General features: G+C 53.9%; 21 protein-coding genes and 2 pseudogenes. 14 read left to right on the forward strand and 9 right to left on the reverse strand.

Translation table 11 applies throughout. From position 1 onward, the window contains the following. Positions 1–85 precede the first annotated feature (85 nt). Positions 86–340 (forward strand): annotated as a pseudogene (locus PFRI_RS15895) (fatty acid desaturase); the annotation flags it as partial. Positions 341–509: 169 nt separating this feature from the next. After that, on the forward strand, positions 510–1,190 hold the full coding sequence (locus tag PFRI_RS15900) for a hypothetical protein (RefSeq protein ID WP_111445555.1): 681 nt from the start codon (positions 510–512) through the stop codon (positions 1,188–1,190). Positions 1,191–1,251: 61 nt separating this feature from the next. On the opposite strand, the gene PFRI_RS15905 is transcribed toward PFRI_RS15900, so the two are convergent. The 4 genes from PFRI_RS15905 to PFRI_RS15920 form a co-directional block, all read right to left on the reverse strand. Next, positions 1,252–2,430, reverse strand: coding sequence for an ammonium transporter (locus PFRI_RS15905; protein ID WP_072631690.1), 1,179 nt, complete (start codon positions 2,428–2,430; stop codon positions 1,252–1,254). 156 nt (positions 2,431–2,586) lie between these two features. Further along, the gene (locus PFRI_RS15910) at positions 2,587–3,063 is read right to left on the reverse strand and encodes a CinA family protein (protein WP_072631691.1); all 477 of its coding nucleotides are present in this window, start codon (positions 3,061–3,063) and stop codon (positions 2,587–2,589) included. Continuing rightward, positions 3,060–3,557 carry a phosphatidylglycerophosphatase A family protein gene (locus PFRI_RS15915; RefSeq protein WP_072631692.1) on the reverse strand — a complete coding sequence of 166 codons (498 nt, stop codon included), beginning with the start codon at positions 3,555–3,557 and terminating at the stop codon, positions 3,060–3,062. The genes PFRI_RS15910 and PFRI_RS15915 overlap by 4 nt, the downstream gene beginning before the upstream one ends. After that, entirely contained in the window at positions 3,554–4,681 is a 1,128-nt protein-coding gene (locus PFRI_RS15920; protein WP_072631705.1) for a bifunctional 2-C-methyl-D-erythritol 4-phosphate cytidylyltransferase/2-C-methyl-D-erythritol 2,4-cyclodiphosphate synthase, read from the reverse strand. The genes PFRI_RS15915 and PFRI_RS15920 overlap by 4 nt, the downstream gene beginning before the upstream one ends. 158 nt (positions 4,682–4,839) lie before the next feature. Here PFRI_RS15920 and dusB point away from each other — a divergent pair, with 158 nt between their 5' ends. From dusB to hflX, 9 genes are all read left to right on the forward strand, one after another. After that, positions 4,840–5,835: a tRNA dihydrouridine synthase DusB gene (dusB, locus tag PFRI_RS15925; protein WP_072631693.1), complete on the forward strand. Its 996-nt coding sequence runs from the start codon at positions 4,840–4,842 to the stop codon at positions 5,833–5,835. Beyond that, positions 5,832–6,917 carry a two-component system sensor histidine kinase NtrB gene (locus PFRI_RS15930; RefSeq protein WP_072631694.1) on the forward strand — a complete coding sequence of 362 codons (1,086 nt, stop codon included), beginning with the start codon at positions 5,832–5,834 and terminating at the stop codon, positions 6,915–6,917. The genes dusB and PFRI_RS15930 overlap by 4 nt, the downstream gene beginning before the upstream one ends. Further along, positions 6,917–8,284: a response regulator gene (locus tag PFRI_RS15935; RefSeq protein WP_072631695.1), complete on the forward strand. Its 1,368-nt coding sequence runs from the start codon at positions 6,917–6,919 to the stop codon at positions 8,282–8,284. The genes PFRI_RS15930 and PFRI_RS15935 overlap by 1 nt, the downstream gene beginning before the upstream one ends. A 184-nt stretch (positions 8,285–8,468) precedes the next feature. Continuing rightward, a complete protein-coding gene (locus PFRI_RS15940) occupies positions 8,469–10,676 on the forward strand; it encodes a sensor histidine kinase NtrY-like (protein WP_072631706.1) in 2,208 nt (735 codons plus the stop codon). 34 nt (positions 10,677–10,710) lie between these two features. Further along, positions 10,711–12,117: a nitrogen assimilation response regulator NtrX gene (gene ntrX / locus PFRI_RS15945; protein WP_072631707.1), complete on the forward strand. Its 1,407-nt coding sequence runs from the start codon at positions 10,711–10,713 to the stop codon at positions 12,115–12,117. A 165-nt stretch (positions 12,118–12,282) separates the two neighbouring features. Continuing rightward, on the forward strand, positions 12,283–13,659 hold the full coding sequence (gene trkA, locus PFRI_RS15950; protein WP_072631696.1) for a Trk system potassium transporter TrkA: 1,377 nt from the start codon (positions 12,283–12,285) through the stop codon (positions 13,657–13,659). A 9-nt stretch (positions 13,660–13,668) separates the two neighbouring features. Continuing rightward, a complete protein-coding gene (locus tag PFRI_RS15955) occupies positions 13,669–15,186 on the forward strand; it encodes a TrkH family potassium uptake protein (protein WP_072631697.1) in 1,518 nt (505 codons plus the stop codon). A gap of 151 nt (positions 15,187–15,337) precedes the next feature. Further along, the gene (hfq, locus tag PFRI_RS15960; protein WP_072631698.1) at positions 15,338–15,577 is read left to right on the forward strand and encodes an RNA chaperone Hfq; all 240 of its coding nucleotides are present in this window, start codon (positions 15,338–15,340) and stop codon (positions 15,575–15,577) included. Continuing rightward, positions 15,577–16,848: a GTPase HflX gene (hflX, locus tag PFRI_RS15965; RefSeq protein ID WP_072631699.1), complete on the forward strand. Its 1,272-nt coding sequence runs from the start codon at positions 15,577–15,579 to the stop codon at positions 16,846–16,848. Before hfq ends, hflX begins: the two co-directional genes overlap by 1 nt. A gap of 46 nt (positions 16,849–16,894) precedes the next feature. Here hflX and PFRI_RS15970 read toward each other — a convergent pair whose 3' ends face one another. Then, on the reverse strand, positions 16,895–19,366 hold the full coding sequence (locus PFRI_RS15970; protein ID WP_072631700.1) for a penicillin acylase family protein: 2,472 nt from the start codon (positions 19,364–19,366) through the stop codon (positions 16,895–16,897). A gap of 108 nt (positions 19,367–19,474) precedes the next feature. Between PFRI_RS15970 and PFRI_RS15975 the strand changes: the two genes are divergently transcribed. Further along, the gene (locus PFRI_RS15975) at positions 19,475–20,347 is read left to right on the forward strand and encodes an NAD(P)-dependent oxidoreductase (protein WP_072631701.1); all 873 of its coding nucleotides are present in this window, start codon (positions 19,475–19,477) and stop codon (positions 20,345–20,347) included. 3 nt (positions 20,348–20,350) lie between these two features. Here PFRI_RS15975 and PFRI_RS15980 read toward each other — a convergent pair whose 3' ends face one another. Beyond that, positions 20,351–20,686: a DMT family transporter gene (locus PFRI_RS15980; protein WP_072631702.1), complete on the reverse strand. Its 336-nt coding sequence runs from the start codon at positions 20,684–20,686 to the stop codon at positions 20,351–20,353. A 12-nt stretch (positions 20,687–20,698) separates the two neighbouring features. Further along, positions 20,699–21,154: an Lrp/AsnC family transcriptional regulator gene (locus PFRI_RS15985; protein ID WP_072631708.1), complete on the reverse strand. Its 456-nt coding sequence runs from the start codon at positions 21,152–21,154 to the stop codon at positions 20,699–20,701. Between the two features lie 120 nt (positions 21,155–21,274). On the opposite strand from PFRI_RS15985, the gene PFRI_RS15990 reads away from it, so the two are divergent. Then, positions 21,275–21,481 (forward strand): DUF6356 family protein, encoded by a 207-nt coding sequence (locus tag PFRI_RS15990; RefSeq protein ID WP_072631709.1) that lies wholly within the window; start codon positions 21,275–21,277, stop codon positions 21,479–21,481. Between the two features lie 3 nt (positions 21,482–21,484). Continuing rightward, positions 21,485–22,279 (forward strand): class II glutamine amidotransferase, encoded by a 795-nt coding sequence (locus tag PFRI_RS15995; protein WP_072631703.1) that lies wholly within the window; start codon positions 21,485–21,487, stop codon positions 22,277–22,279. Positions 22,280–22,306: 27 nt separating this feature from the next. On the opposite strand, the gene PFRI_RS21865 is transcribed toward PFRI_RS15995, so the two are convergent. Then, positions 22,307–23,635: a calcium-binding protein gene (locus tag PFRI_RS21865; RefSeq protein ID WP_342742266.1), complete on the reverse strand. Its 1,329-nt coding sequence runs from the start codon at positions 23,633–23,635 to the stop codon at positions 22,307–22,309. Positions 23,636–23,785: 150 nt separating this feature from the next. Then, positions 23,786–23,848: pseudogene (locus PFRI_RS21870) on the reverse strand (hypothetical protein); the annotation flags it as partial. Positions 23,849–23,930 lie beyond the last annotated feature (82 nt).

The raw sequence follows: 23,930 nt of genomic DNA on the forward strand, positions 1-23,930 counted from the left end.
CGGATCATGCGGTTAGCTGAATCGTTCTACGGTCAGACGTCAACCCGTCAAAAGTCGGGTGCTCGAAGACTCTGTGTATAATGACAAGCTTGAACCCGTGGGGCCACAGCACAGTTGGAACACCCCGCACCGCTTTTCAGCGGCCATGATGCTCAACGCGCCACGCCATTCCGATCATCACACACACCCAAGCCGACCATATCCAGCACTACAACTGCTAGAGGATGAGATGCCCATGCTCCCCTACAGTTTGCCTATGATGGCGGTGATCGCGTTGATGCCACCATTGTGGCGTCGTGTGATGGACCCGCGTGTGGCGCATTGGGAAAAAGCCCGATAACAAAGCGCTGAATAAATGACTGCCTTGCCAGTGGAAATGTTGATTTAAGACAAGCGCATTTCGAAAATGCAAACCCCTTGCACCCATAGCCTCCCCCTGATCAGGGGGGTGAACGCTCAAACGCTCTCTGCAAAAACACCTTATAATTTTATCAATCAATAGGTGTTTTATGACAACTTACAAAATCATCCGCTTTAGCGCTGTTCTGGGTGTCTCAGGTCTGCTTGCTGCGTGCAATTCAACCACGCCTTCCGTCGCAACACCAACCGCACCAACACCAGCAACAAGCCCGACAATGACAGTGGCCACGTCTGGCATGACAACGACGCCCGCGCCCTCCAACAACTTTCTGGATGCATTCAATGCCTCTCAGGCCAAGCTGACCACGACAACGCCCTTAACGGGCAACGCGGACTACACAGGACAAGTCGAAGTGCACACGACACAAAGCACCACTGACGCGGACAATGTTGTTTATGGCGATGTTGCGATGAGCGTTGATTTTGACGGTGCTGCGACACCGATCGTCGCCAGTGCCACTAACTTTGAAGGCCGCATTGGTGGTGTGAATACAAAAGTTGGCGGCACGCTGAGCAGTGTCGGCAGCGCTGGCGTCAATCAGGTTCTCGCGCTGCCTGCGGGCGCGGTGACGGCGACAAGCATTGCAGTTCAACTCGATGGAACGCTTTCTGACCCGACGGGTACTTTGACCGGCGACGCGCGTATGGCGATATCGGGATCGACCAAAGACAATGGAAATAGCATTGTTGGGGCCAATTCCTTGATCATTTCTGAATCCAACGGGACCAGAAAGATCAACACAGGCGGCCGCTTCTACGTCGATCAGTAAACCTGACAACGAAAAAGGGCCCTGAGTGATCAGAGCCCTTTTTTAGATATTCTTGAGAGGGTTACGAACTCATGTCGTAAGCGCGCTCACCATGTACCGCAAGGTCAAGCCCGTTTGTCTCCGTCTCAGTATCAACCCGCAGCAGCGTGATCGCTTTGACAACATAGATCAGCACAACCGTGACAACGATGGTGTACACACCCACAATCGCCAAGCCGCCAAGCTGCGCAGCCCATGAGCCAGCGCCAAACGCTGCGATCATGATCGTGCCGAAGATACCGCCGACACCGTGCACCGCAAAGACGTCGAGCGTGTCATCAATCTTGAGACGATTACGAATGACCAACACTGCTTCTTGGCAAAGAACACCCGCGACTGCACCGATGATCAGCGCTTCAATCGGCCCAACAAAGCCGGACGCAGGGGTGATGGACGCGAGACCTGCAATCGTACCTGTGACGATACCGACGAGCGAGGATTTACCAAACTTGATCCGCTCCCACAGGGCCCAAGACAAGGACGCCGTCGCCGCAGAGATATGGGTCACCGTCAGCGCCATTGCAGCACCACCGTCAGCGGCCAGCTGCGAGCCACCGTTAAAGCCAAACCAACCGACCCAAAGCATCGCCGCACCGATCATCACAAACCCGGGATTGTGTGGCGGGGTGTTCTGGTTTTTGCGCGGACCTAGGAAGAAAGCAATGAGCAAAGCCGCGATACCAGCCGTTTCGTGCACGACGATGCCGCCTGCGAAATCTTTGACACCGACTTCACCAAAGATGCCGCCATCTGACAGCATGCCGCCGCCCCAGATCCAATGCACGACAGGTGCGTAGCACAAAAGCATCCAAAGACCGGAAAAGAGCAGGATAAAGCCAAAACCAACACGTTCAACATAGGCCCCAACGATCAGCGCGGGCGTAATGATTGCGAAAGTCATTTGAAACGCGAAGAATAGAACCTCAGGGATCGTGCCAGACAGACTATCTGCCGTCACGCCGTTCAGAAACGCTTTGCCCAGACCACCCCAATAGGCATTGCCATCGCCAAAAGCGATAGAATAGCCGAATGCGAGCCAAAGAATGCTCATCAAACAGGCAATCGCATAGCAATGCATAAACACGCTGAGCACGTTGCGCGCGCGAACAAGGCCGCCGTAAAACAGCGCAAGGCCGGGCAGGGTCATAAACAAGACCAATGCCGTGGCGACAATGATCCAACTTGTATCGGCACCGTTCATAGCGGGCCTCCTTTACGAATGAATTGACGTTGAAAAGCTGTTTGCGCGCGCAAGACTGCTTGAAAAAGTGGCTAATGCGCAAATACACGCTAAAAAATGCAGCAAATCGCCAACTGCACTAAGTTTGAGCGCAGTGGCTGCCGTATTGCTTAAAAATCAGGCAGTCGAAGAAAGCGCTCGAAGAATCATGCGCAAACCATGATCACGTGCCGCGTCGCGCACATTTGCACGCCCAAGCGCTCCGAACTCTAATGTTTCAGTATGTGTGCTTCCTGAATAACACAGCCCAAAACAGACACGTCCTTCTGGTTTGAAATCCGACCCGCCCGGACCTGCGATGCCCGTCACAGACAAAGCAATCTGAGCGTTGGAGTTGCTGAGCGCACCAATCGCCATTTCTCGCGCGGTCTCTTCGCTGACAGCTCCAAAGGCGTCCAAGGTCGCACTTTGCACGTCAAGCATCTCGCGCTTGGCATCATTGGTGTAGGTGACGAACCCACGATCAAATGCCGCAGAACTGCCTGCGATAACTGTCAAAGCAGCAGCAATCATGCCACCTGTGCAGCTCTCAGCCGTGACAATGCAAACGCCGCGTTGCTTCGCAATATCAAGGACTTGCACGGCTAAGCTCACATAATCACCAGATGGAAAAACGCAGCTAAGATCAAAACTGTGATCGCCGCAAAGATCCCTGCAATCACATCATCAAGCATCACGCCAAGCGCGTCATCGCGCCGATCTGCCCAACCCACAAGCCAAGGCTTGAAAATATCGAACGCGCGGAACAACAAGAACGCTGCCAACCAGCCAGGCCAGAGCAGAGTCACATCAATCTCAAGGCGCCATGCAGCGTAAAAAACCGGTGCAATCGCAATCCATTGGCCCACAACTTCGTCGACGACAATCTCCGAGGGATCATGATTTTCACGCCCCTTGGTCATCTGCTGTGTCGCCCACCAGCCTTTGAAAAAGCCAATGATGATTGCGAACAAAAACAACCAGATGCCACCAATTTGAAAGATCAAAAAGCCCAACGGCAATGCAATCAGAGAGCCCCAAGTGCCCGGAGCAGGCTTCATGTAACCCACATAGAAAACCGTTCCGATAAGACGCGCGAGTAAATTCATTTTGCCACCAATGTTGCCGTGGCGAGGGCTGCGATTCCTTCCTCGCGCCCTGTAAATCCGAGGCGTTCGCTCGTGGTTGCTTTGACGGACACGCGATCTGGGGTGATCTGAAGCAGCGCTGCCATGGTGTCTTTCATTGTGCCTGCATGCGGGCCGATCTTTGGTTGTTCGCAAATCAATGTGCAATCAACGTTCGAAATTGTGAAACCACGGGATGCGGCCAAATCAACCGCATGGCGCAGGAAAATCTCGCTTGCGGCACCTTTCCATTGTGGATCAGAGGGCGGGAAATGCTGGCCTATATCGCCGTCTCCAAGCGCGCCATAAATCGCATCCGTCACCGCGTGCATCCCGACATCAGCGTCAGAATGACCTTTCAAGGCTTTGTTATGAGGCACTTTTACGCCACAAAGAATAACATGATCGCCATCCTCGAACGCATGTACATCAAAGCCGTTGCCCAGACGAATATCCACTCTTTGCTCCAGTATTTTAGCAGCCCGCGCGAAATCGTCGGGCATCGTTATCTTTAGGTTGTTTTCATCGCCCTCAGTGATCACCACGTCAAGTCCTGCGCTGCGCGCGACCTCTACATCATCCGCAGCACCGCCTTGATGTGCGCCGTGTGCGTTTAGGATCGCACGAAGCGCAAACCCCTGCGGCGTTTGGGCGCGAAACAGGCCTGTGCGATCCTGCGTGCCGCTGACTTTGCAATCTGCACCAATCCAAAGCGCATCACTCACAGGCAGTGCAGGTGCCGCGCCATCGGCCGTCTGGAGCGCGTCAATAACACCATCGATAACCCGATCTGAGACCGTGCAGCGTGCCACATCATGGATCAAAACATGCGTTATGTCCGCAGCAAGCGCCTTGAGACCATTATGAACAGACCCGTCGCGCGTTGCACCGCCATGAACCAGCGTAACCCCTTTAATACTTTGTGCAAAAACCCGATCGTCTGGGTGAATGACCAAGATAATCTCAGCAATATCAGCACGAGAGCGAAACCGTGCGCAGCTCCAAGCGGCGACCGAATGTTCGCCAACCTCTTGCCATTGCTTCGGGATTTCGCCCCCCGCACGCGTGCCGCGACCAGCGGCGACAATGACGGCGGCGATCTGCATATTTTGCTTTGTCGTTTTCATAATTTCTTCATAGACAACGCATCAGATCGGCGCAATCACAGCTGTATTTGATTAAAAAATAAGCGCTTGCTGGTTTTTGCCAATTATTTACCCACCAGATCATTGAGCCCTTTGAAAACCCACGATATGCGAGATTTATGACACCAAAGCTTCACATAGGCGAATTGCCCCTTTCACCACCAGTTTTGCTGGCGCCGTTGGCAGGCATTACAGACCTGCCGTTTCGCAATCTGGTGAGCTCTTTCGGCGCAGGTTTGGTTGTCAGTGAAATGGTTGCCAGCCAAGAAATGGTGCAGGCCAAACCGGGTGTGCGCGAGAAAGCGGAGCTGGGATTTGGCGCTGTGAATACATCGGTTCAGATCGCAGGGCGCGATGCCTATTGGATGGGTGAAGCTGCGAAAATGGCGGCTGGGAACGGCGCACAGCTCATCGACATCAATATGGGTTGCCCTGCGAAAAAAGTGACCAACGGCTACTCAGGCTCTGCGCTATTGAAAGACTTGGATCACGCTTTGGGCTTGATCGAAACGGTTATTGCAGCGGTTGACCTGCCTGTGACGTTAAAAACCCGCCTTGGTTGGGATGAACATCTGATGAATGCCGCAGAGCTGGCGGTGCGTGCCGAAGCCGCCGGTATCAAAATGTTAACAATCCATGGCAGAACCCGTTGTCAATTTTACAAAGGTCAAGCGGATTGGAGTGCTATCCACGCGATCAAGGATGCGGTCAAAATTCCCGTCATCGCCAATGGTGACATCGTTGACGCAGCAACAGCGCGCCAAGCATTGAAGTTGAGCGGTGCGGATGGCGTGATGATCGGGCGGGGTGCTCAAGGGCGTCCTTGGGCCTTGGCACAGATCGCCGCTGACCTTTACGGCCTGCCAAAGCCGAGTATTCCTGAGGGACAAGCGCTCGTTGAAATGGTGCAAGGGCACTACGGGGCGATGCTGGATTTTTACGGCGAAGAGCTTGGCAGCCGCGTCGCGCGCAAGCATTTGGGTTGGTATATGGACGGCGTCGCCACATTGCCGGCACTGCGCAAAAAAGTTCTGACAACGCGCACTTCAAGCGACGTGATGGCGTTGCTTGGTGCAGCACTCGACCCTGCACAAAATCAAGAGGTTGCCGCATGAACACTGACGCAACGCTTTGGATGTCGATGCCTGTCGCGACTGTTTTGATCGACAAAGACGACAAAATATCGGACATTAATCCTGCCGCTGAAGGGTTCTTCAATTCTTCGGCCAAAGCGCTCATGGGCACGCCAATCTGGGACAAACTGGCCGTTGATGCGCCCATCGAGCAAGCGTTGAGCCGCGCGCGCACCAACATGTCACCGTTGTTTGTGAACGACATTGATGTAGGCACAGGCGATCGCGCGCCATTGCAATGTACGTTGCAGATCGCACCACTTGCAGGCTTTGCGGGCACGATGATTTTGATGATCTCACCACGCGAATTGGCCGGGCGTCTCAGCCAAAGCGAAGGCGTCAAATCAGCCGCGAAGTCTGCAATTGGCATGGCGGAAATGCTGGCCCATGAGATCAAGAACCCACTGGCGGGTATCACAGGTGCGGCGCAACTCCTGTCGATGAACTTGCCTAGCGAAGATTTGGAACTGACGGATCTCATCGTCGAGGAATCCCGTCGCATCGTAAAGCTGCTCGATCAGGTTGAGCAATTCGGCAATCTGCGTGCACCGGATTTGGGCAGCGTTAACTTGCATGATGTGCTGGATCGCGCGCGGCGCTCGACCTTGCTTGGTGTTGGCGCGCGGATGACGATCCTAGAAAATTACGACCCCTCGCTGCCGCATGCGCATGTGGACAAGGATCAATTGCTGCAAGTCATTCTGAACTTGCTCAAGAACGCTTCAGAGGCGGCGCCTGACGCGGGTGGCACCATTAAGCTGCGCACGTTTTTCGAACATTCCTACAGCCTGCGCCGTTCCGGTGGGGACAGTCGGGCTTTGCCGTTGCAGATAGAAGTGATTGACGATGGTCCTGGTTTGCCGCCTGAGCTGGCGGAGAACGTATTTGATCCGTTCGTGTCAGGGCGCGAAAACGGCACAGGGCTCGGGCTTGCTTTGGTGTCGAAAATTATCGCGGATCATGGTGGATGGGTCGCGGTGGACTCAACTCCAGGACGCACTGTTTTCCGCCTTTCGCTTCCTATGGCCACTGAAACACCCTCACAAAACAAGGATACCGCGTAATGGACGGCACAGTTCTCGTCGCTGATGACGATCGGACAATTCGCACAGTTTTGACGCAAGCGCTGACGCGGGCAGGGTGCAAAGTGCACGCCACCTCTTCGCTGACCACACTCATGCGATGGGTCGCTGAAGGACGCGGTGATGTGGTGATTTCGGATGTGATGATGCCTGATGGCAACGGGCTCGAAATGCTGCCAAAGATCCAGCAAGATCGACCGGGCCTGCCTGTCATCATTATTTCAGCGCAAAACACGATCATGACCGCGATCAAAGCGACTGAAGTCGGCGCATACGACTATTTGCCCAAACCATTTGATCTGCCCGATTTGATGAAACGCACCGCGCGTGCGTTAGAGACGCGTGGAACCTCGTCAAAAGCGTCACCTGATGAACGTGGTTCGGGCGATGATTTACCGTTGGTTGGCAAAACCCCTGTCATGCAAGAGCTCTATTCCTTGATCGCGCGGGTGATGAACACCGATATTCCTGTGCTAATCACGGGTGAATCCGGCACGGGCAAGACAGCGATTGCACGCACGATCCACGATTTCTCTGATCGTCGCACTTTGCCATTCATTGCCGTCACCACGGCAGATTTGCAAGATATCGAAGGGCCCGCACGCGTTTTGGCACGCGTGAAAGGCGGCACGCTTTTGATCGAGGAGATCGCTGACATTGATCTTGAGGCCCAAGCGCGACTTGTTCGGATGATGGATTCGCCTGGCGAACATGTGCCACGTTTTCTGGCGACCTCGCTTGTTGACCTCTCAAGCCGCCTAGAAAGCGGCGCTTTGCGCCAAGACCTCTACTACCGCCTTGATGGCGCGGCTTTGAATGTTCCAGCTTTGCGCGAACGGGTGGATGATATCGAATTGCTGGCCGCGCATTTTCTGAGCAAGTCAGAATTTGAGAACAGCGCCCCTCGCAAGCTTGGGGCAGATGCCCGCAAGATCGTGCATGACTACACATGGCCCGGCAATGTACGTCAGCTTGAAAACGCAATGCGTCGCCTTGGTTTGAACGCGCGCACTGACGAAATCACACGTAGCGAAATTGAGGCCGTTCTGGGCAATCAGCCAGACCTTGAACCTGTACTAACAGGCGGCAATTCGACCGAGAAACTGTCAGCCTCTGTTGAGCGTCATTTGCGCCGATATTTCGATTTGCACGGCGGATCTTTGCCACCCGCTGGCATTTATGCCCGCATTTTGCGCGAGTTTGAGCAACCTTTGATAGAAATATCGCTCGAAGCGACAGGTGGAAATCAGGCTAAATGTGCTGATTTGTTAGGTATTAACCGCAATACCTTGCGTAAGAAGATAACTGACCTCGATATTCGCGTGACACGGCGCCGCAAATTGATGTAAAACCGCAACATAAACGTGGCCCATACGCATCGCTCCGAAATTTTCCATGAGCGAATGCGCAACGAGAGCCACAGAATTTGGCGGTGGAGCAAATGCTTCCAAAGATCGAGGGCAGCGCGTGAGCCAGCCTATTACAGAGCCTGCACCGCTAAAAGCGGAGCGGCGAGCAAAGCTGTCTTTGTGGGTGCGTCTATCGCATCTGCGTCGGCAGCGCCGTGTTCAAAATGCGATCACGCTTGGCGTGGTACTGTTAGGTCCTGTGCTGGCATTGGCCACGTTTTTGGTCCTTGGCCCGCTTGATCAAAACGTTGGTGGACCAGCGCTGCGTTTCGTACTGCTGCTTGATCTGGTCTATGTTCTGGTTGTTGCCGCCTTGGTTTTACAACGCGTAGCGCAGATGATCGCGGCGCGACGGGCGCGTTCGGCGGGATCACGGCTTCACCTGCGCCTCACAGGTGTGTTTGCATTGATGGCGCTTATACCGACCGTCACCGTTGCGATCTTTGCGGGCTTGACGATCAATATGGGTCTAGAGGCATGGTTTTCGCAGCGTGTTCAACGTGTTGTGGGCAACTCTTTAGCTGCGGCGCAAGCTTATGAAACCGAACAGCGCGGTGATTTGACACAAGATGCGGAGGCGCTTGCAGCTTATCTGAACGCGCGGCGCGGAGAAGTTCGTTTTTCCTTTACAGCAAGCATGCGCGAAGTGCTGGTTGATGGCCAATTGCAGATCCAACGCGGCCTGCGCGAAGCATTCGTGGTGGATGGCACAGGCACTGTGCAAGCGCGTGGCGAGCGGTCCTATTTGTTTGATTTCGATGAACTTGCCCCGATCCAGCTGAAGGCCGCGCGCGAAAACGGGCTCGTCATTATCAAAGATTGGGAAAATAACGAGTTTCGCGCTTTGGTGCACCTGACTGGGTATCTCGACGAATATCTATATGTGAGCCGCGATGTGGATGGCGATCTGCTTAAATTGCTGGATGAAACTCAAGAAACTGCGTTGTTTTATCAACAACAAGAAAGCGAACGGGGACGCCGTCTCTTTGAGTTCGGGCTTATTTATCTCGGTTTTGCGGTGATTCTGATTCTTGCTGCGGTCTGGCTTGGGCTCTGGTTCGCGGAACGTTTATCGCGTCCTGTGGGCCGCCTCGCGGGGGCGGCGCAGCGCGTGGGGAGCGGCAATCTGGACGTACAGGTGCTTGAAGAAGAGGGCGATGATGAAATCGCGATGCTTGGACGTTACTTCAACCAGATGACACGGCAGTTGAAGGGCCAGCGCGACACGTTGATGGAAAACAACCGACAGACTGAGCGTCGCCGTCGCATGTTTGATTCTGTGCTTTCCTCGGTGACGTCTGGCGTGGTTGGGCTTGATGAGGACGGGCGCATTTCTTTTGTGAACCGATCTGCAGAACGCCTGCTGGGATGGCACGAAGATCGTCAGGACATGGCGCTTTCGGTCGCTGTGCCGGAATTTGGCCCCTTGCTCGAAAAGCTGCGCACAGGTCAATTGATCACTGCACAAAGCGAGGTAAAAGTCAGCCGTGATGGTCAGCTTGAGAACTTACTCGTGCGCGTTTCACGACGTTTTCGCGATGATGGCACGTTAGAGGGCTATGTTGTCGCCTTTGATGATGTGACCGATCTGGTCACCGCTCAGCGCATGGCCGCTTGGGGCGATGTGGCGCGACGTATTGCGCATGAGATCAAGAACCCGCTAACCCCAATCCACCTCTCGGCTGAGCGTATTCAACGCAAATTCATGTCCCAAGTTGGGGATGACGCCGAAAAGCTTGAACAGATGACAGGCGTGATCATTCGTCAAACAGGCGATCTACGGCGAATTGTGGATGAGTTCAGTAAGTTTGCACGCATGCCGGAACCGGATCGCCGTACAGGGGATTTGACGCAAATGGTGCGTGATGCGGCACTGCTGCAAGAGGTTGGGCAGCCTGATGTGTCCTTTGATGTGACGCTGCCAGTGGGTGAGTTTACTGCAGAGTTTGATGCGACAATGATCAATCAAGCGCTGACCAATCTGATCAAAAACGCAGGCGAAGCAATCGAAAGCTATGTCGAGAAACATGGTGACGCGGATGTTGTGCGTAAAGTGTCTATCTCACTTACACAGGATGCAAATGTGGCACTTATCCAGATCGCAGACAGCGGTATCGGCTTGCCCGAAGATCGCGGGCGCTTGTTCGAGCCTTATGTGACGACACGCGACAAAGGCACGGGGTTGGGTCTACCGATCGTGAAAAAGATTATCGAAGAACACGGAGGTTCATTGGTTCTAACCGATGCGCCTTTGATGAATGGGAAAGGCCAAGCCGGTGCGATGGCAGTGGTGCGCTTGCCGATTTTGAATGCGGAGGACGCAGGGTCTTGAAACAACAACAAAACGTTAAATGGTGGAGAGAATGATGGGCGACATTCTAATTGTGGATGATGAACGCGATATCCGAGAACTGGTTTCGGATATCCTAGAAGACGAAGGTTTCACGACACGACTTGCGGGAACGTCGGACGAGTGCATGGCGCAAGTGGCCAAAGAACAACCCGCGCTGATGATCCTCGACATCTGGCTCAAAGACAGCTCGATGGATGGCATCGACATTCTAAAGGTGATCAAAAAGGATCATCCAGATGTGCCTGTGGTGATCATTTCAGGTCATGGCAATATCGAGATTGCGGTCGCTGCCATCAAACAGGGGGCTTACGACTTTATCGAAAAGCCGTTCAATATTGATCAGCTTTTGGTGGTGATACGCCGTGCGATGGAAACCTCGCGTTTGCGCCATGAGAACCAATCGCTTAAACGCCGTGATGCGCCAAGTACGGAAATGATCGGTGATAGTGCCTCATTCCGAACGCTCATCTCGCAGCTTGACAAGGTTACCAAATCCAACGGTCGCGTGCTTTTGCGTGGACCTGCTGGCTCAGGCAAAGAAGTCGCCGCGCGCTATATCCACGCGAATTCAAACCGTGCGGATGCGCCGTTTGTGACGGTGAATTGCGCAGGTGTGGAGCCTGATCGCATGGAGGAAGTGCTGTTTGGTCGGGAAGGCAAAGATAACGGCGTGCAACCCGGCTTGCTAGAGCAAGCCAATGGTGGCGTGATCTATTTCGACGAGGTCGCGGATATGCCGCTGGGCACGCAAGGCAAGATTTTGCGCGTGCTTGTGGATCAACAATTCACGCGCGTTGGTGGATCTGACAAGGTCCGTGTGGATTTGCGGGTCATATCGTCAACCAGCCGAGATCTGGAGGCAGAAATTGACGCGGACCGTTTCCGTCAAGAGTTGTTTCATCGCTTGAACGTGGTGCCAATCCCTGTGCCATCTTTGGAGGAGCGTCGCGAAGACATTCCGCTTCTTGGCGCGCATTTCATTGCGGAGTGCAACAAGAGCCAAGGCCTGAGCGCGCGTGAATTTTCTGATGAAGCCGCGGCTTTGATGCAAACAATGGTTTGGCCCGGAAACGTACGTCAGTTGAAAAACCTCGTGGAACGCGTCTTGATCCTCGGCGATGGTACAGGCCCAATCGAAGCGAAAGAACTGCCCAACGAGCAGCACTCGAGCGATGAAGAAGGGCGCGTTGTTTTGTCGGGTTCACTAGCGACATTGCCGCTTCGCGAAGCGCGAGAAGCGTTTGAACGCGAATATTTGCTTACCCAGATCAATCGTTTTGGCGGCAATATATCGCGCACTGCGAACTTTGTCGGGATGGAGCGCTCTGCACTGCACCGCAAATTAAAGTCGTTGGGCGTTGTGACCACGAACAAAGCAGGCGCACGTGTTGCACAAATCGAGGAAGAAGAGGCACGCTAAGGCTTTGATCACCGACCTGATTGAGCGCCTTTCAGGCGCGCTTGTTTGAGCAGCCTAAGGGCTGCAAGGTTAAGTTTATTTGGAAAGATGAAGCGAGAGAGCGGCATTGACGGTTTTGAGCGTCTCTGTCATGCAAGTCAAACGTGAGTTCAGCAGAGGCCGAACATGAAGGTCATTATTTGCGGTGCTGGTCAGGTTGGCTGGCAGATCGCGCGACATCTTTCCGGTGAGCGTAACGACGTGACGGTGGTTGATAACAACGCCGAGCTGGTGCGTCGTGCAACGGATTCATTGGACGTTCAGGGCATTGCGGGTTTCGCGAGCTATCCTGACATCTTGTCCAAAGCAGGTGCACGTGATGCCGATATGATTATCGCAGCGACCCATTCTGATGAAGTGAATATGGTCACGTGTCAGGTTGCGCACTCTGTGTTTTCAATCCCGCGCAAGATTGCGCGTTTGCGTAGCCAGTCTTATCTGGACGCGATTTATTCCGATCTTTACCGCCGCGATCACATGCCGATTGATGTTGTGATCAGTCCTGAAAAGGAAGTCGCGGATGCTGCTTTGCAGCGGCTTTCAGCACCCTCAGCATTTGACACCGAGACCTTTTTCGACGGCAAAGCCCAGTTGCTTGGCCTGGAGATTGAAGAGAATTGTCCAGTTATCAATACGCCTTTGCGCCAATTGACGGATCTGTTCTCAACGCTGCGCTCGATCGTTGTGGGAGTAAGGCGCGAAGGCACTCTTTTTGCGCCCGAAGCACAAGATCAGCTCTTTGTCGGCGATCAATGCTACATTTTTTGCCATGTGGATGATGTTGGCCGCACGATGGAAATCTTCGGCAAAACCCATCGCACCCAAGAACGTGTGGTGTTGATTGGTGGTGGAAATGTCGGGCTTGCCGTTGCGCAGGCCCTCGAAAAACGTACGACCCGTGTACGCGCGAAAATTATTGAAAAAAATCGCAGTATCGCTGAATTCGCCGCTGATGCGTTGGAACGCACGATTGTTTTGCACGGTGACGGGCTTGATCGGGCATTGCTCAGCGAAGCGAATATCGATCGCGCGGACGCTGTTTTGGCTGTGACCGATGACGACAAAACCAACATGCTTGCAGCAGTACGCGCCAAAGCCGCGGGCTGTCCGATGGCTGTGGCACTCATCAATGATCCAACGCTTGTGCCCTTGATGGGACCGCTTGGCATTGACGCATATATCAACCCGCGTGCGACTACTGTGAGTTCGATTTTGCGCCACATCCGCCATGGTCGTGTGCGTTCGGTTTACTCGATAGGTGATGCCGAGGCGGAAATGATTGAGGCTGAAGTGCTCTCGACCTCACCGCTGGCCGGACAATTGATCCGCGATGTGGATTTCCCTGAAGGCGTGCTTGTGGGCGGCATTCTCAAGGATGGGAAGTTGCTGCGGCCAACTGGCAAACTGCGTATCGAAGAAGGTGATGTGATCGCGCTTTTCACGATGAGTGCAGATGTGCCAGAGGTGGAGCGTTTGCTTCAAGTCTCCATCGATTTCTTCTGAGCCGCTCTCATGCTTGAGCGTATCCTGCAGCTACCGGTTTTCCTGATTTTCATCATGATTGCACTGCTGTCGATGTATATCCCTGCGATCCATGCGCTGAGCCAAGAGGCGTTTCATGTCGCGCGCAGCTTCTTTTATTCTGCCACGTTGGGATTAATGCTTTGCGCGTTGATCGGCGTCGCTCTGTCCGGGCGCCCATCTCATAGCAACGCGCTGGAGCACCTTTTAGCATTGTTCGCGGTTTTTGCCGTGTTGCCTGTGATCCTTGCTGTGCCTTTCTACGAAGCGCTGCGCACAACCAGTTTTGTGAATGCCTATTTCGAAATGGTTTCGTCTATCACAACAACGGGTGCCACGCTGTTCCCTGATCACACGCGTTTGCCCGACAGTCTGCATTTGTGGCGTGGCATGGTTGCCTGGTTTGGTGGACTTTTGATGTGGATCGCAGCAGCTGCGATTCTAGCACCGCTGAATTTGGGAGGATTTGAAGTCACGACCAGCGCGGAGCCAGGGCAAGGTGGTTTGCGCCGCTTTGACATGCGCGCGGCGTCTCCCGGTCAGCGTTTGATACGTGCTGCAAAGCTGTTCTTTCCGATTTATGCGGGTCTGACAGCCACGCTCTGGTTTTGTTTGATCCTGTCGGGCGATACACCTTTGCAGAGCTTGATGCATGCGATGGCGACATTGTCGACAAGCGGGATTTCAGGATCCGGTGGTATTGAGGAAAGCACCAACGCCGTCGCGGCAGAGTTTTTGATTTTTGTATTCTTATTGTTCGCGCTCTCGCGGCTGACATTTTCGACGGATACCATCACAGGCAAAACGCGCGGTCTGCATGAGGATGCCGAGTTTCGTATTGGAATCATCTTAGTGCTCGGCGTGCCGTTTTTGCTGTTTATGCGTCACTGGCTGGGTGCCTTTGAGGTGAATGAAGAAGACAACATCTGGCTTGGACTCAAGGCGCTCTGGGGCGGCATGTTTACTGTTCTATCGTTCCTGACAACAACAGGGTTTGTCAGTTCCGAATGGAGCGGTGCTCAAGATTGGTCAGGGCTCGCGACGCCCGGGTTGATCTTGATGGGGCTTGCTTTGATGGGCGGCGGTGTGGCGACGACTGCGGGTGGAGTGAAACTACTGCGGGTCTTTACGCTATATCTGAATGGCCTGCGCGAGATGCAAAAGCTGATCCATCCGTCATCTGTGAGCGGCAAAGGTGCCGGTAATCGTCGCATCCGTCGCCAAGGAGCGTACACAGCTTGGATCTTTTTCATGCTGTTTGCCATGTCACTGGCTGTCGTCACGTTAGCTTTAACCGGATTTGGAGCGAGCTTTGCGGATGCTTTGATCATGTCCGTCGCGGCGCTGTCTACCACTGGCCCCTTGCTTGATGTGGCCGCGCCCGAGCAAATATTACTGACCGAACTCTCTACAGGCGCAAAGCTGTGCTTTGCCGCCGCTACGGTTTTGGGGCGCCTCGAAACCCTTGCAATCATCGCGCTTTTGACGCCAGACCTTTGGCGACGATAACGCACATACGCAGATAATCAGACTTGGTACAAAAAAGCGCTGGAAACTCAGCGCTCAAGGCGACATACTTTTGCTATTATGGTTCGCGTGAGACGCCTCGCGCGTATTGCTGCGCCCAAAAATAATAACACAAGAAAAAAGGCATGTCCCAATGGCCACTGATAGACAAAATCTGCAAGACGCATTCCTCAACCATGTTCGCAAAACCAAAGTTCCCGTCACGGTCTTTTTGATCAACGGTGTGAAGCTTCAAGGTGTGATCACGTGGTTTGACAACTTTTGTGTCCTTTTGCGCCGCGATGGGCAGTCTCAGCTGGTCTATAAGCATGCGATTTCAACGATCATGCCAAGCCAGCCTATCTCTCTGTATGAGGGCGAAGACGCAAACTGATGGGGCATGATCCGTCGGTGACCCGCACATGGGTCCTGCACCCTGACATCAAAAGCAACAATGACAGGCGTTTGCCTGAACCCGCTTTGGCGGAGGCTGTCGCCTTGGCTGAAGCATTGCCCGGGTTGGAAGTGTTTGGTGAGACGATTGTGCGTTTACCCAAGGCACATGCAGGAATGTTGTTTGGTAAGGGAAAAATCGAAGAACTGCACAATGTGTTTGATGAACACGAGATTGATCTGGTTCTGATCGACGGCCCTGTAACGCCAGTCCAACAGCGCAATCTTGAGAAAGCTTGGGGCGTGAAGCTGCTGGATCGGACCGGCCTGATCCTAGAGATCTTCTCGGATCGTGCGCGCACCTCCGAGGGTGTGTTGCAGGTCGAAATGGCAGCGCTTAGCTATCAACGCACGCGTCTGGTAAGGGCTTGGACCCACTTGGAACGCCAGCGTGGCGGGCTTGGCTTTGTCGGCGGTCCGGGTGAAACACAGATCGAATCTGATCGCCGTGCCATTGATGACCAGCTTGTGCGTTTGCGTCGAAAACTGTCGAAAGTCGTGAAAACCCGCGCGTTGCACCGAGAAGCACGCGCCAAAGTGCCGTTCCCGATTGTCGCCCTCGTTGGCTATACAAACGCGGGTAAGTCGACGTTGTTCAACAAACTTACGGGGGCTGAGGTCTTTGCCAAAGACATGCTCTTTGCGACGCTTGATCCGACAATGCGCGCGGTTGAATTGCCCGATGGGCCGCAGGTTATTCTTTCAGACACGGTTGGATTTATTTCTGATCTGCCAACCGAGCTTGTCGCGTCGTTTCGTGCGACGCTAGAAGAAGTACTTGCCGCTGATCTAATCGTCCATGTACGTGATATTTCGCATGAAGGCAGCGAAGAGCAGGCCGCAGACGTGCGGAGCATTCTGACGTCGTTGGGTGTTGGTGAGAACGCAAATCAGATCGAAGTTTGGAATAAGATCGATCTGTTAGAGCCAGATGATCACGACGCCGTTCTGGCCCGCGCGGCACGTCATGAAGAGGTCATTGCGACCTCATCCGTGACAGGATTTGGCATGAAGGACTTCGTGCAAGCTGTTGAATTGGCTCTGGAAGGTGAGATCATTGCCGAGACATTGGTGTTGCCGTATTCCGATGGCCGTAAGCGCGCTTGGTTGTTTGAGCGCTCGCTCGTAGAAGCTGAACGGCAAAGCGAGAACGGGTTCGAGTTGGATCTGCGTTGGAAAGCCAAAGACCGCGCGCAGTTTGAGTCGCTATAAGAGATTTTATGCCTCCGGCGGGGATATTTATTAAGAGAGGAAACGCTTAGTTTTCTCTCGGGTTTAGGGTCGTGATACCCACAGCCGCCGCCCGCGCAAGGCCTTCATCCAACGACATCGGTATGTATTCACCACGCCGCCAGAGCGCGCCTAGATCATCGTAGTGGCGCGAGAACAGATGGCCCGATTGACCTGTCGAGATCACAAAGAGCGAGCTGTCAGGATCGGCAAAATCATAAACGCCACGATAGCCAGCGCCGTGCACATTGAGGAACGCATCGGGGCCAAGGCCGCCTTGGGTACGTCCGCGCATAAGCGTGTGGTCGCCACCAGACGTCGATTGGCGAATATTCACAAAATAGCGCAACACAGGCACATCACCAAGCACCGCGTGATCATGTGTGGCCTGATGCGCATCACCCCAACGCAGTGACGCAAGATCGGTGGTATAGTTTTCTTCTAGCCACAAAATCGCAGCATCAAGTGAGATACGCGAGACATCGGTGCAGGTTTCCTTGGGCGAGGATTGCAAAATATCACACCACTCTGCGGCGCCAGAGATGTCGCGGAATACGCGTTCGATAAAGAGCGGTTCAACATGTTTGAATTCTGTCGCCAGCGGGCCGAGCTCATCCTTGATCAGCCGGTCCTGAAGCGCGCGAAGCCATGCGGAATATATCAGCGGTTCGGGCAAGTGTTCGTTCATTTCACCGTTCCAATTGGCGAGCAGATCCAGCGCAATTTGACGTTTACGCTCCGGTGTGCCGTTCGGAGCAGGCTCTCCGGTGAACCACAGATCAGCACCGATGAGCGGCAAAAGTGTGCGCGCGGTGAAGCTGACCGTGTCGAGCTGCGCTTCCACAAAACTGTCACGGGTATGCACTTGGCGCGTCTGCATCAGGCGCTGCCAACGCTGCACACGTTGGCTGTCGCCCCATTCATAACTCACATGCACAGGGAACGGGCGTTCGACAATCTTGTTATTGGTATTGCCAAGAATACCACCAACAGGCTCTATAAATTCAGGATTGGTTGTGATTGGAAACACACCTTTCCAACGGTTTTCAGCGATCCAGCCGGGGCTGGGCATGCGCCCTTTGCTTTGGTGGTTCACATCGCGCTCTGGCATCGCACCGATGAGTTTCAGCGCGATCTTGTCCTTGTCGACGAGTGTGAGGTTCTGAGAGGGCGCGATATAGCTCTGTGCACTGATCAGTGCACTTTGCACATCCGCGGCCTGCATAATCCCCATAGCCGCGCTGAGCGACGTGTCGCGCGGGCTGAGTGCGGTCCAAGCAAAAGAGGCGACATGCCCTTGCGGCGTGATCGCGGCGAGCGAGAAATCAGAGCCAGAAAGCACAGGACCATTGTCGGTCCAACGCAGGGTCAACGTGACAGGCTCATCGTCTTTGATGTTGATTATCGACTTGCGCGTTTCAAACGGTTTGAACCCATTTGGTGTGCGATATTCTTCTGAGTTGTCAGGGTTGAGTTGCTCGATGAACACGTCTTGATCATCAAGGTAGGACGATGTGATGCCCCAACCAATCGTACCGCTGCGCCCAGCAAGAACCACAGGCATACCAGGTATCGTGCCGCCGATTACACCGCCCGATTCAAGCTCAAGCCGAGCGAGATACCAGATCGCAGGGGCGGTGAACCCTAAGTGTGGATCATTGGCTAGAATTGTGCCGCCCGTCGCCGAACGTGTAGGCGCGGCAGCCCAAGCGTTGGATGCACCGCCAAGCCCACGCGCGGGGACTGGATGCAGCGAATGGCGCGGTTCCGAGGCCGCCGCATAGCGTGGCAAGGGGGCTTTAAAGAGCGAAGCATATTCGGGCAAAGCCGCGATGCCTGTACCGGGCATGTCGGGTAAAATATCAGAAAGACGCGCTTCATCGGGCAACACAAGCGACGTGCGTGCGCGCAAGACTTCATCTTGCAAATGCCCCGAAAGCTGCAACGCCATGAGTTTGGTCACTGCCAGTGAATCCGCAGCGCGCCACGTAGAGATAGGGGATCCGAACATAAACATTTCAGGCGCACCGCGCCCGAGTGAGCGATTGTTTATCTCGGTGATGCGCATATTCACGCCAGCCGCATAAGCATTCAGCGCATCCGTTGTGCGTGCGTCTTGACTTGCCACAGACAAGCTTGCGAGGCGGTAGATATCGAGACGACGCAAAAGCGTGTCGATACTCAGCGTGCGGCGACCAAAAACTTCGGACAAACGTCCTTGGGCCGTGCGGCGCAGCATGGTCATTTGCCACAAGCGGTCCTGCGCATGGGCATAGCCAAGGCCAAAGAAGGCATCCGCGTCATTGCTCGCAAAGATATGGGGCACGTTGGCATTGTCGCGTACGATTTCGAAAGGCGCAGTTATCCCGTCTACCTCAAGTGTTTTGGTGTAGTCGGGCAAAGAGCGAGACGCGAGAAAATACGCAAGGAAAGCCGCTAAAACGGCGAGCCCAATCGCAGCACCTGTCAGGCGTAACACCCAGCGAAAAATCATCACCATAGGTCAGTCTCTCGTTCCATATGCGGCGCGTTTATGCGGCTAAGCCCTTGTCATTGTGCGCGCGCTTCGACACACCGTTTAGGGTAATTCAAGCGAAGGGAAAAGCCGATGGCGAAATGTACATTTTTAGGTCTTGGAGTCATGGGATTTCCAATGGCGGCGCATTTGGTGAAAGCGGGTCACGAGGTGACAGTTTATAACCGTACGGCTGAAAAGGCGCGTGCTTGGGCGGATGCAAATGGCGGTAGTTTTGGAGCCACCCCGCGTGAGGCCGCCGAGGGCGCTGAGTTTGTGTTTGCTTGTGTGGGCAATGATGATGATCTGCGTTCTGTGTGCCTTGGTGATGATGGCGCATTTGCGGGCATGGAGAGCGGTTCGGTCTTTGTCGATCACACCACGGTTTCTGCCAAAGTCACCGCAGAGCTCTACAAAGCCGCCGACGGCGCGCAGATCAGTTTTGTGGACGCACCGATTTCTGGCGGGCAAGCAGGCGCTGAAAACGGGGCTTTGTCGATCATGTGTGGCGGCGACGAGGGTGCTTATGCGCGCGCAGAGCCGGTGATGGATGCCTACTCAAAGATGTGTCGCCGTATTGGCGAGAGCGGTGCGGGTCAGATGACCAAGATGTGCAATCAAATCGCAATTGCTGGCTTGGTTCAGGGTTTGTCGGAAGCTTTGCATTTCGCTGAGAAAGCGGGACTCGACGGGCGTGCCGTTGTTGAAGTCATTTCACAAGGTGCCGCAGGATCGTGGCAAATGGCGAACCGGTACGAGACGATGCTAGATGATGAGTTCGAGCATGGCTTTGCCGTCGACTGGATGCGCAAGGATCTTGGGATCTGCCTTAATACGGCAGACGAAAACGGTGCGAGCTTGCCGGTCACTGCTTTGGTCGATCAGTTCTACAAAGACGTGCAAAAACAAGGCGGTGGTCGTTGGGACACCTCAAGTCTGATCAAGCGTTTGCGCGCGATGGGTTAAACGCTAATGCGTTGATGTGTTTGAGAAAAGGTGGATCACAATGATACCACTCAGGATCATTCCCATACCAAGGACTGCGGGCAAATCGAGTTTTTGCCCGTACACCAAAAAGCCGATACAGCCGATAAAAAAGATGCCAAGTCCCGACCAAAGTGCATAGGCAATTCCAAGCGGAATCGTGCGCAGCGCAAGGGCGAGCAGATAAAAACTCACCGCATAGGCAATCACAACGATCACGGATGGCCAAAATTTGGTAAATTGCTGGCTGGCTTGCAGGGCTGCAGTACCGATGGTTTCACTAAAAACAGCAAACAAAAGAATAATGTAATGGGTCGGCATGGGCGCAAACTTTCAAAGGGGCAGGGCGGTGGTGTCTTTGATCTCTTCCATCACAAAGCTGGCCGAGACATCTGCGAGTGAAACAGAGCTTGTCAGCTTTTGATAGAGGTGATCGTAATCTTTCATGTCTGCAACCTGCGCGCGGATGAGATAATCAAGATCACCGGACATGCGATAAACCCCTTGGATCTGTGGTAACGTACGGGTCGCACGAGCAAATTTAGCAGACCAATCAGGGTCATGTTGATCTGTGCGCACTTGAATGAAAACCGTCAGAGCCAGGCCAAGCGCATCCGCATTAAGCAATGCAACCTTGCCTTTGATGATGCCCGCTTCGCTTAGCAATTTGATCCGGCGCCAACAGGCGTTGCGCGACAGGCCAACTATTTCACCAAGCGATTCCAGCGAAATGTCGCAATCGCGTTGCATTTGCCCCAAGATACGGCGGTCTGTTTGATCTAATTCCATAAAAATCCGAATATCACGGGATAATGTCACACACAATGTTCCTCATGCGTTGAACTTTGGGACACTTTCATGCGCCGATTAGGTCATGTTGACCAAAACCAACGTATCGGAGCAAAACACATGATCAATCGCATCTTCTTTCAGCATCCACAAAGCGTCGATGAAGGCTATTTCGAACACATGTGGTTCGCTCTGCGTTTCGCGACTTTGCTTATCTGCGCGGCGGGTGCTGCTTTGATCCACGCATTTATCCCTGCCGCCTGCGAAAAGACCGCAAGCAAGATTATCGCAACTCTTTATGCGCGCACACACAATCGTGGGACGTAAATTATGTGCCGTTGGGCTGCCTATATCGGCGAACCGATTTTCATTGCAGATCTTGTCAGCGCGCCAGAGCATTCCCTGATCGTTCAAGCGCGCGAAGCAGAAGAGTGCAAAACGACCATTAATGGCGATGGGTTCGGGTTGGCATGGTATGGCCACCATCCAGAGCCCGGGCTTTACCGCGATGTTTATCCCGCGTGGTCCGATCCGAATTTGACAGCGCTGGCACGGCAAGTGCGCTCGCGTCTGTTCATGGCCCATGTGCGCGCTTCGACGGGGACAGCGATCAGTCGCAACAATTGCCATCCCTTTGCACATGGGCGTTGGAGTTTTATGCACAACGGTCAGATCGGCGGCTTTGACACCATTAGAAAAAGCGCTGATATGGCTATTCCCGATGTACTATATAACGCGCGCAAAGGTGCAACAGACAGCGAAGCGTTGTTCCTGATCGCGCTCGGGCAAGGCCTTGAGGACGACCCGCTTGGTGCTTTGCAACGCGCGGTGCAAGTGTTGCATGATATGACTGCCAAGGCTGGCTTGAAGCCACGGTTGCGCATGAGTTTGGCGTTGAGTGATGGCGAGACGCTATATGCACTTCGATATGCCAGCGATGCTACTCCGCCGTCGCTTTATTACCGTAATCGCGGCTCGGGTGCAGGTTTCGAAGTGGTGTCTGAACCGCTGACACAGCGCAGCGATTGGATTTCTGTCGCGCCGAACAATTTTTGTCGTTTTGATCAAGAGCGCGTAACAACGACGCGGTTTGAAATCGAAACGTCAATTCAGCGCGCCGCGTGAAGCAAGTGCACACAGCGCGCTGTTTGTTTATGTTGCGTTTGCGGGGCCTTGACCCAGCATTGCTTCAATCTCGCTCGGCGTCGCGAACACCACATTCTCAGGCAGTAGCAGTTGTGTGCCCGCAGGATAGGTGAACGGGTTCATGCCAGCAGGAGACGAACCGCCCAGATTGTCGATCCGCGCGAGCCATTCGATGTCGCCATCGTCGTTCTCGACACCGACATTCAGATGCGCCCCAAGGAATGTTGTGCGAAAGAAACGCGGCACGGTCTGATAGCGCAAATCTTCATACTCTGGCGCGGTTGTACCCTCTGGGTAGTCAATCACCAGCACATCATCTTCGCGCGTGAAATCAAGGATTTGAGGGTAGAATGATGCGCCATCCGTGGCGATGAACGTATCTGCACCTTCACCCCCTGTGGCCGTGTATTCATCCCCGAGAAGGATCACATCGTCGCCATCGCCGCCAATCAACGCGGAGTTTTCAATCACACCACCGAGTGGAGTTTGCACCACGCGATCCGCATCGCCGGCAATCAAGGTGTCATCGACTGCGCCACCATCAAGGATCTGAACACCCGCGCTCCCACCGAGCAGCACGTCATTGCCGTCTTCACCAAACAGCTCCGCATCGCGCTCACCCGCTTCGATCGTGTCATCGCCAATACCGCCGAAAGCTTCGTCCTCAGGGCCACGATCTATCGGACCGGGCACGGTATTGTCATATACAATCGTGTCATTACCTGTGCTGATGAAATCATCGCCCGCGCCACTAAGGATCGTATCCGCACCTTCTTGGCCATGTATCGTATCGCTACCATCTCGCCCTTCGACAAGATCATCGCCTGCAAGAGCGTTTATGATATCGTTCGCTCCGGTGCCGGTGAGAGTATCATCCCCAGCGGTCGCACCGCTTGTCACCGTTGAATTAAACGCATCTTCTAGCATTGCCCGCTGCACGATTGTGACGTCATTCGTGTTAAGATCAGCCAAGTCATAATCACCAAGCAGGATCGCCATGACCTCTTCTTCGCCGTCGCCCAAATCAAGCACCACCTCGACTGCTGGCGCATTCGCTTCGCCTTCAGGCAACTGACGGAAACTCAAATCAGACGCAAGCGGAGCCGTTTGATAACTGTCGTTGTAGGTTACAAAGAGCGTATCCGCGCTCGGTGTAAAATCGGTAATTACGTCTGTGTCAGAACCGAGCTTGATTGCAAATGCATCTGTTCCAGCGCCGCCGGTCATTTCGATGTCGTTGTTGTTGGAAATGATAAGATCATTGCCGTCTCCACCAGAGACTGTGCCATCACCGTTGAAAAAATTCAGCGTGTCATTGCCTTCGTCGCCAAACATGGAAATTGTACCGGTATTTTGCGCGGAAATCCTATCGTCACCAGTGCCACCGGAATACTCAAAACCGCCATTGCCAATTGCGCTTGCTAGAATGCGATCATTACCAGCGCCGCCATCAACGGAGCGAGCCCCAAGGTAGCCAGAATCAATTGTGTCGTCGCCCGCGCCACCAGACAAGACATCACTGACACCATTCGCACGAATGATATCATCGCCGTCGCCGCCAAGTACAGTGTCTTGTGAAGTGGTCCGGCAAAACTGGACAGCGTGCTAAGATGTATCCAACCTTGAAGAC

It is taken from the genome of Planktotalea frisia, assembly GCF_001890925.1.
In the GTDB taxonomy this organism is placed as follows: domain Bacteria; phylum Pseudomonadota; class Alphaproteobacteria; order Rhodobacterales; family Rhodobacteraceae; genus Planktotalea; species Planktotalea frisia.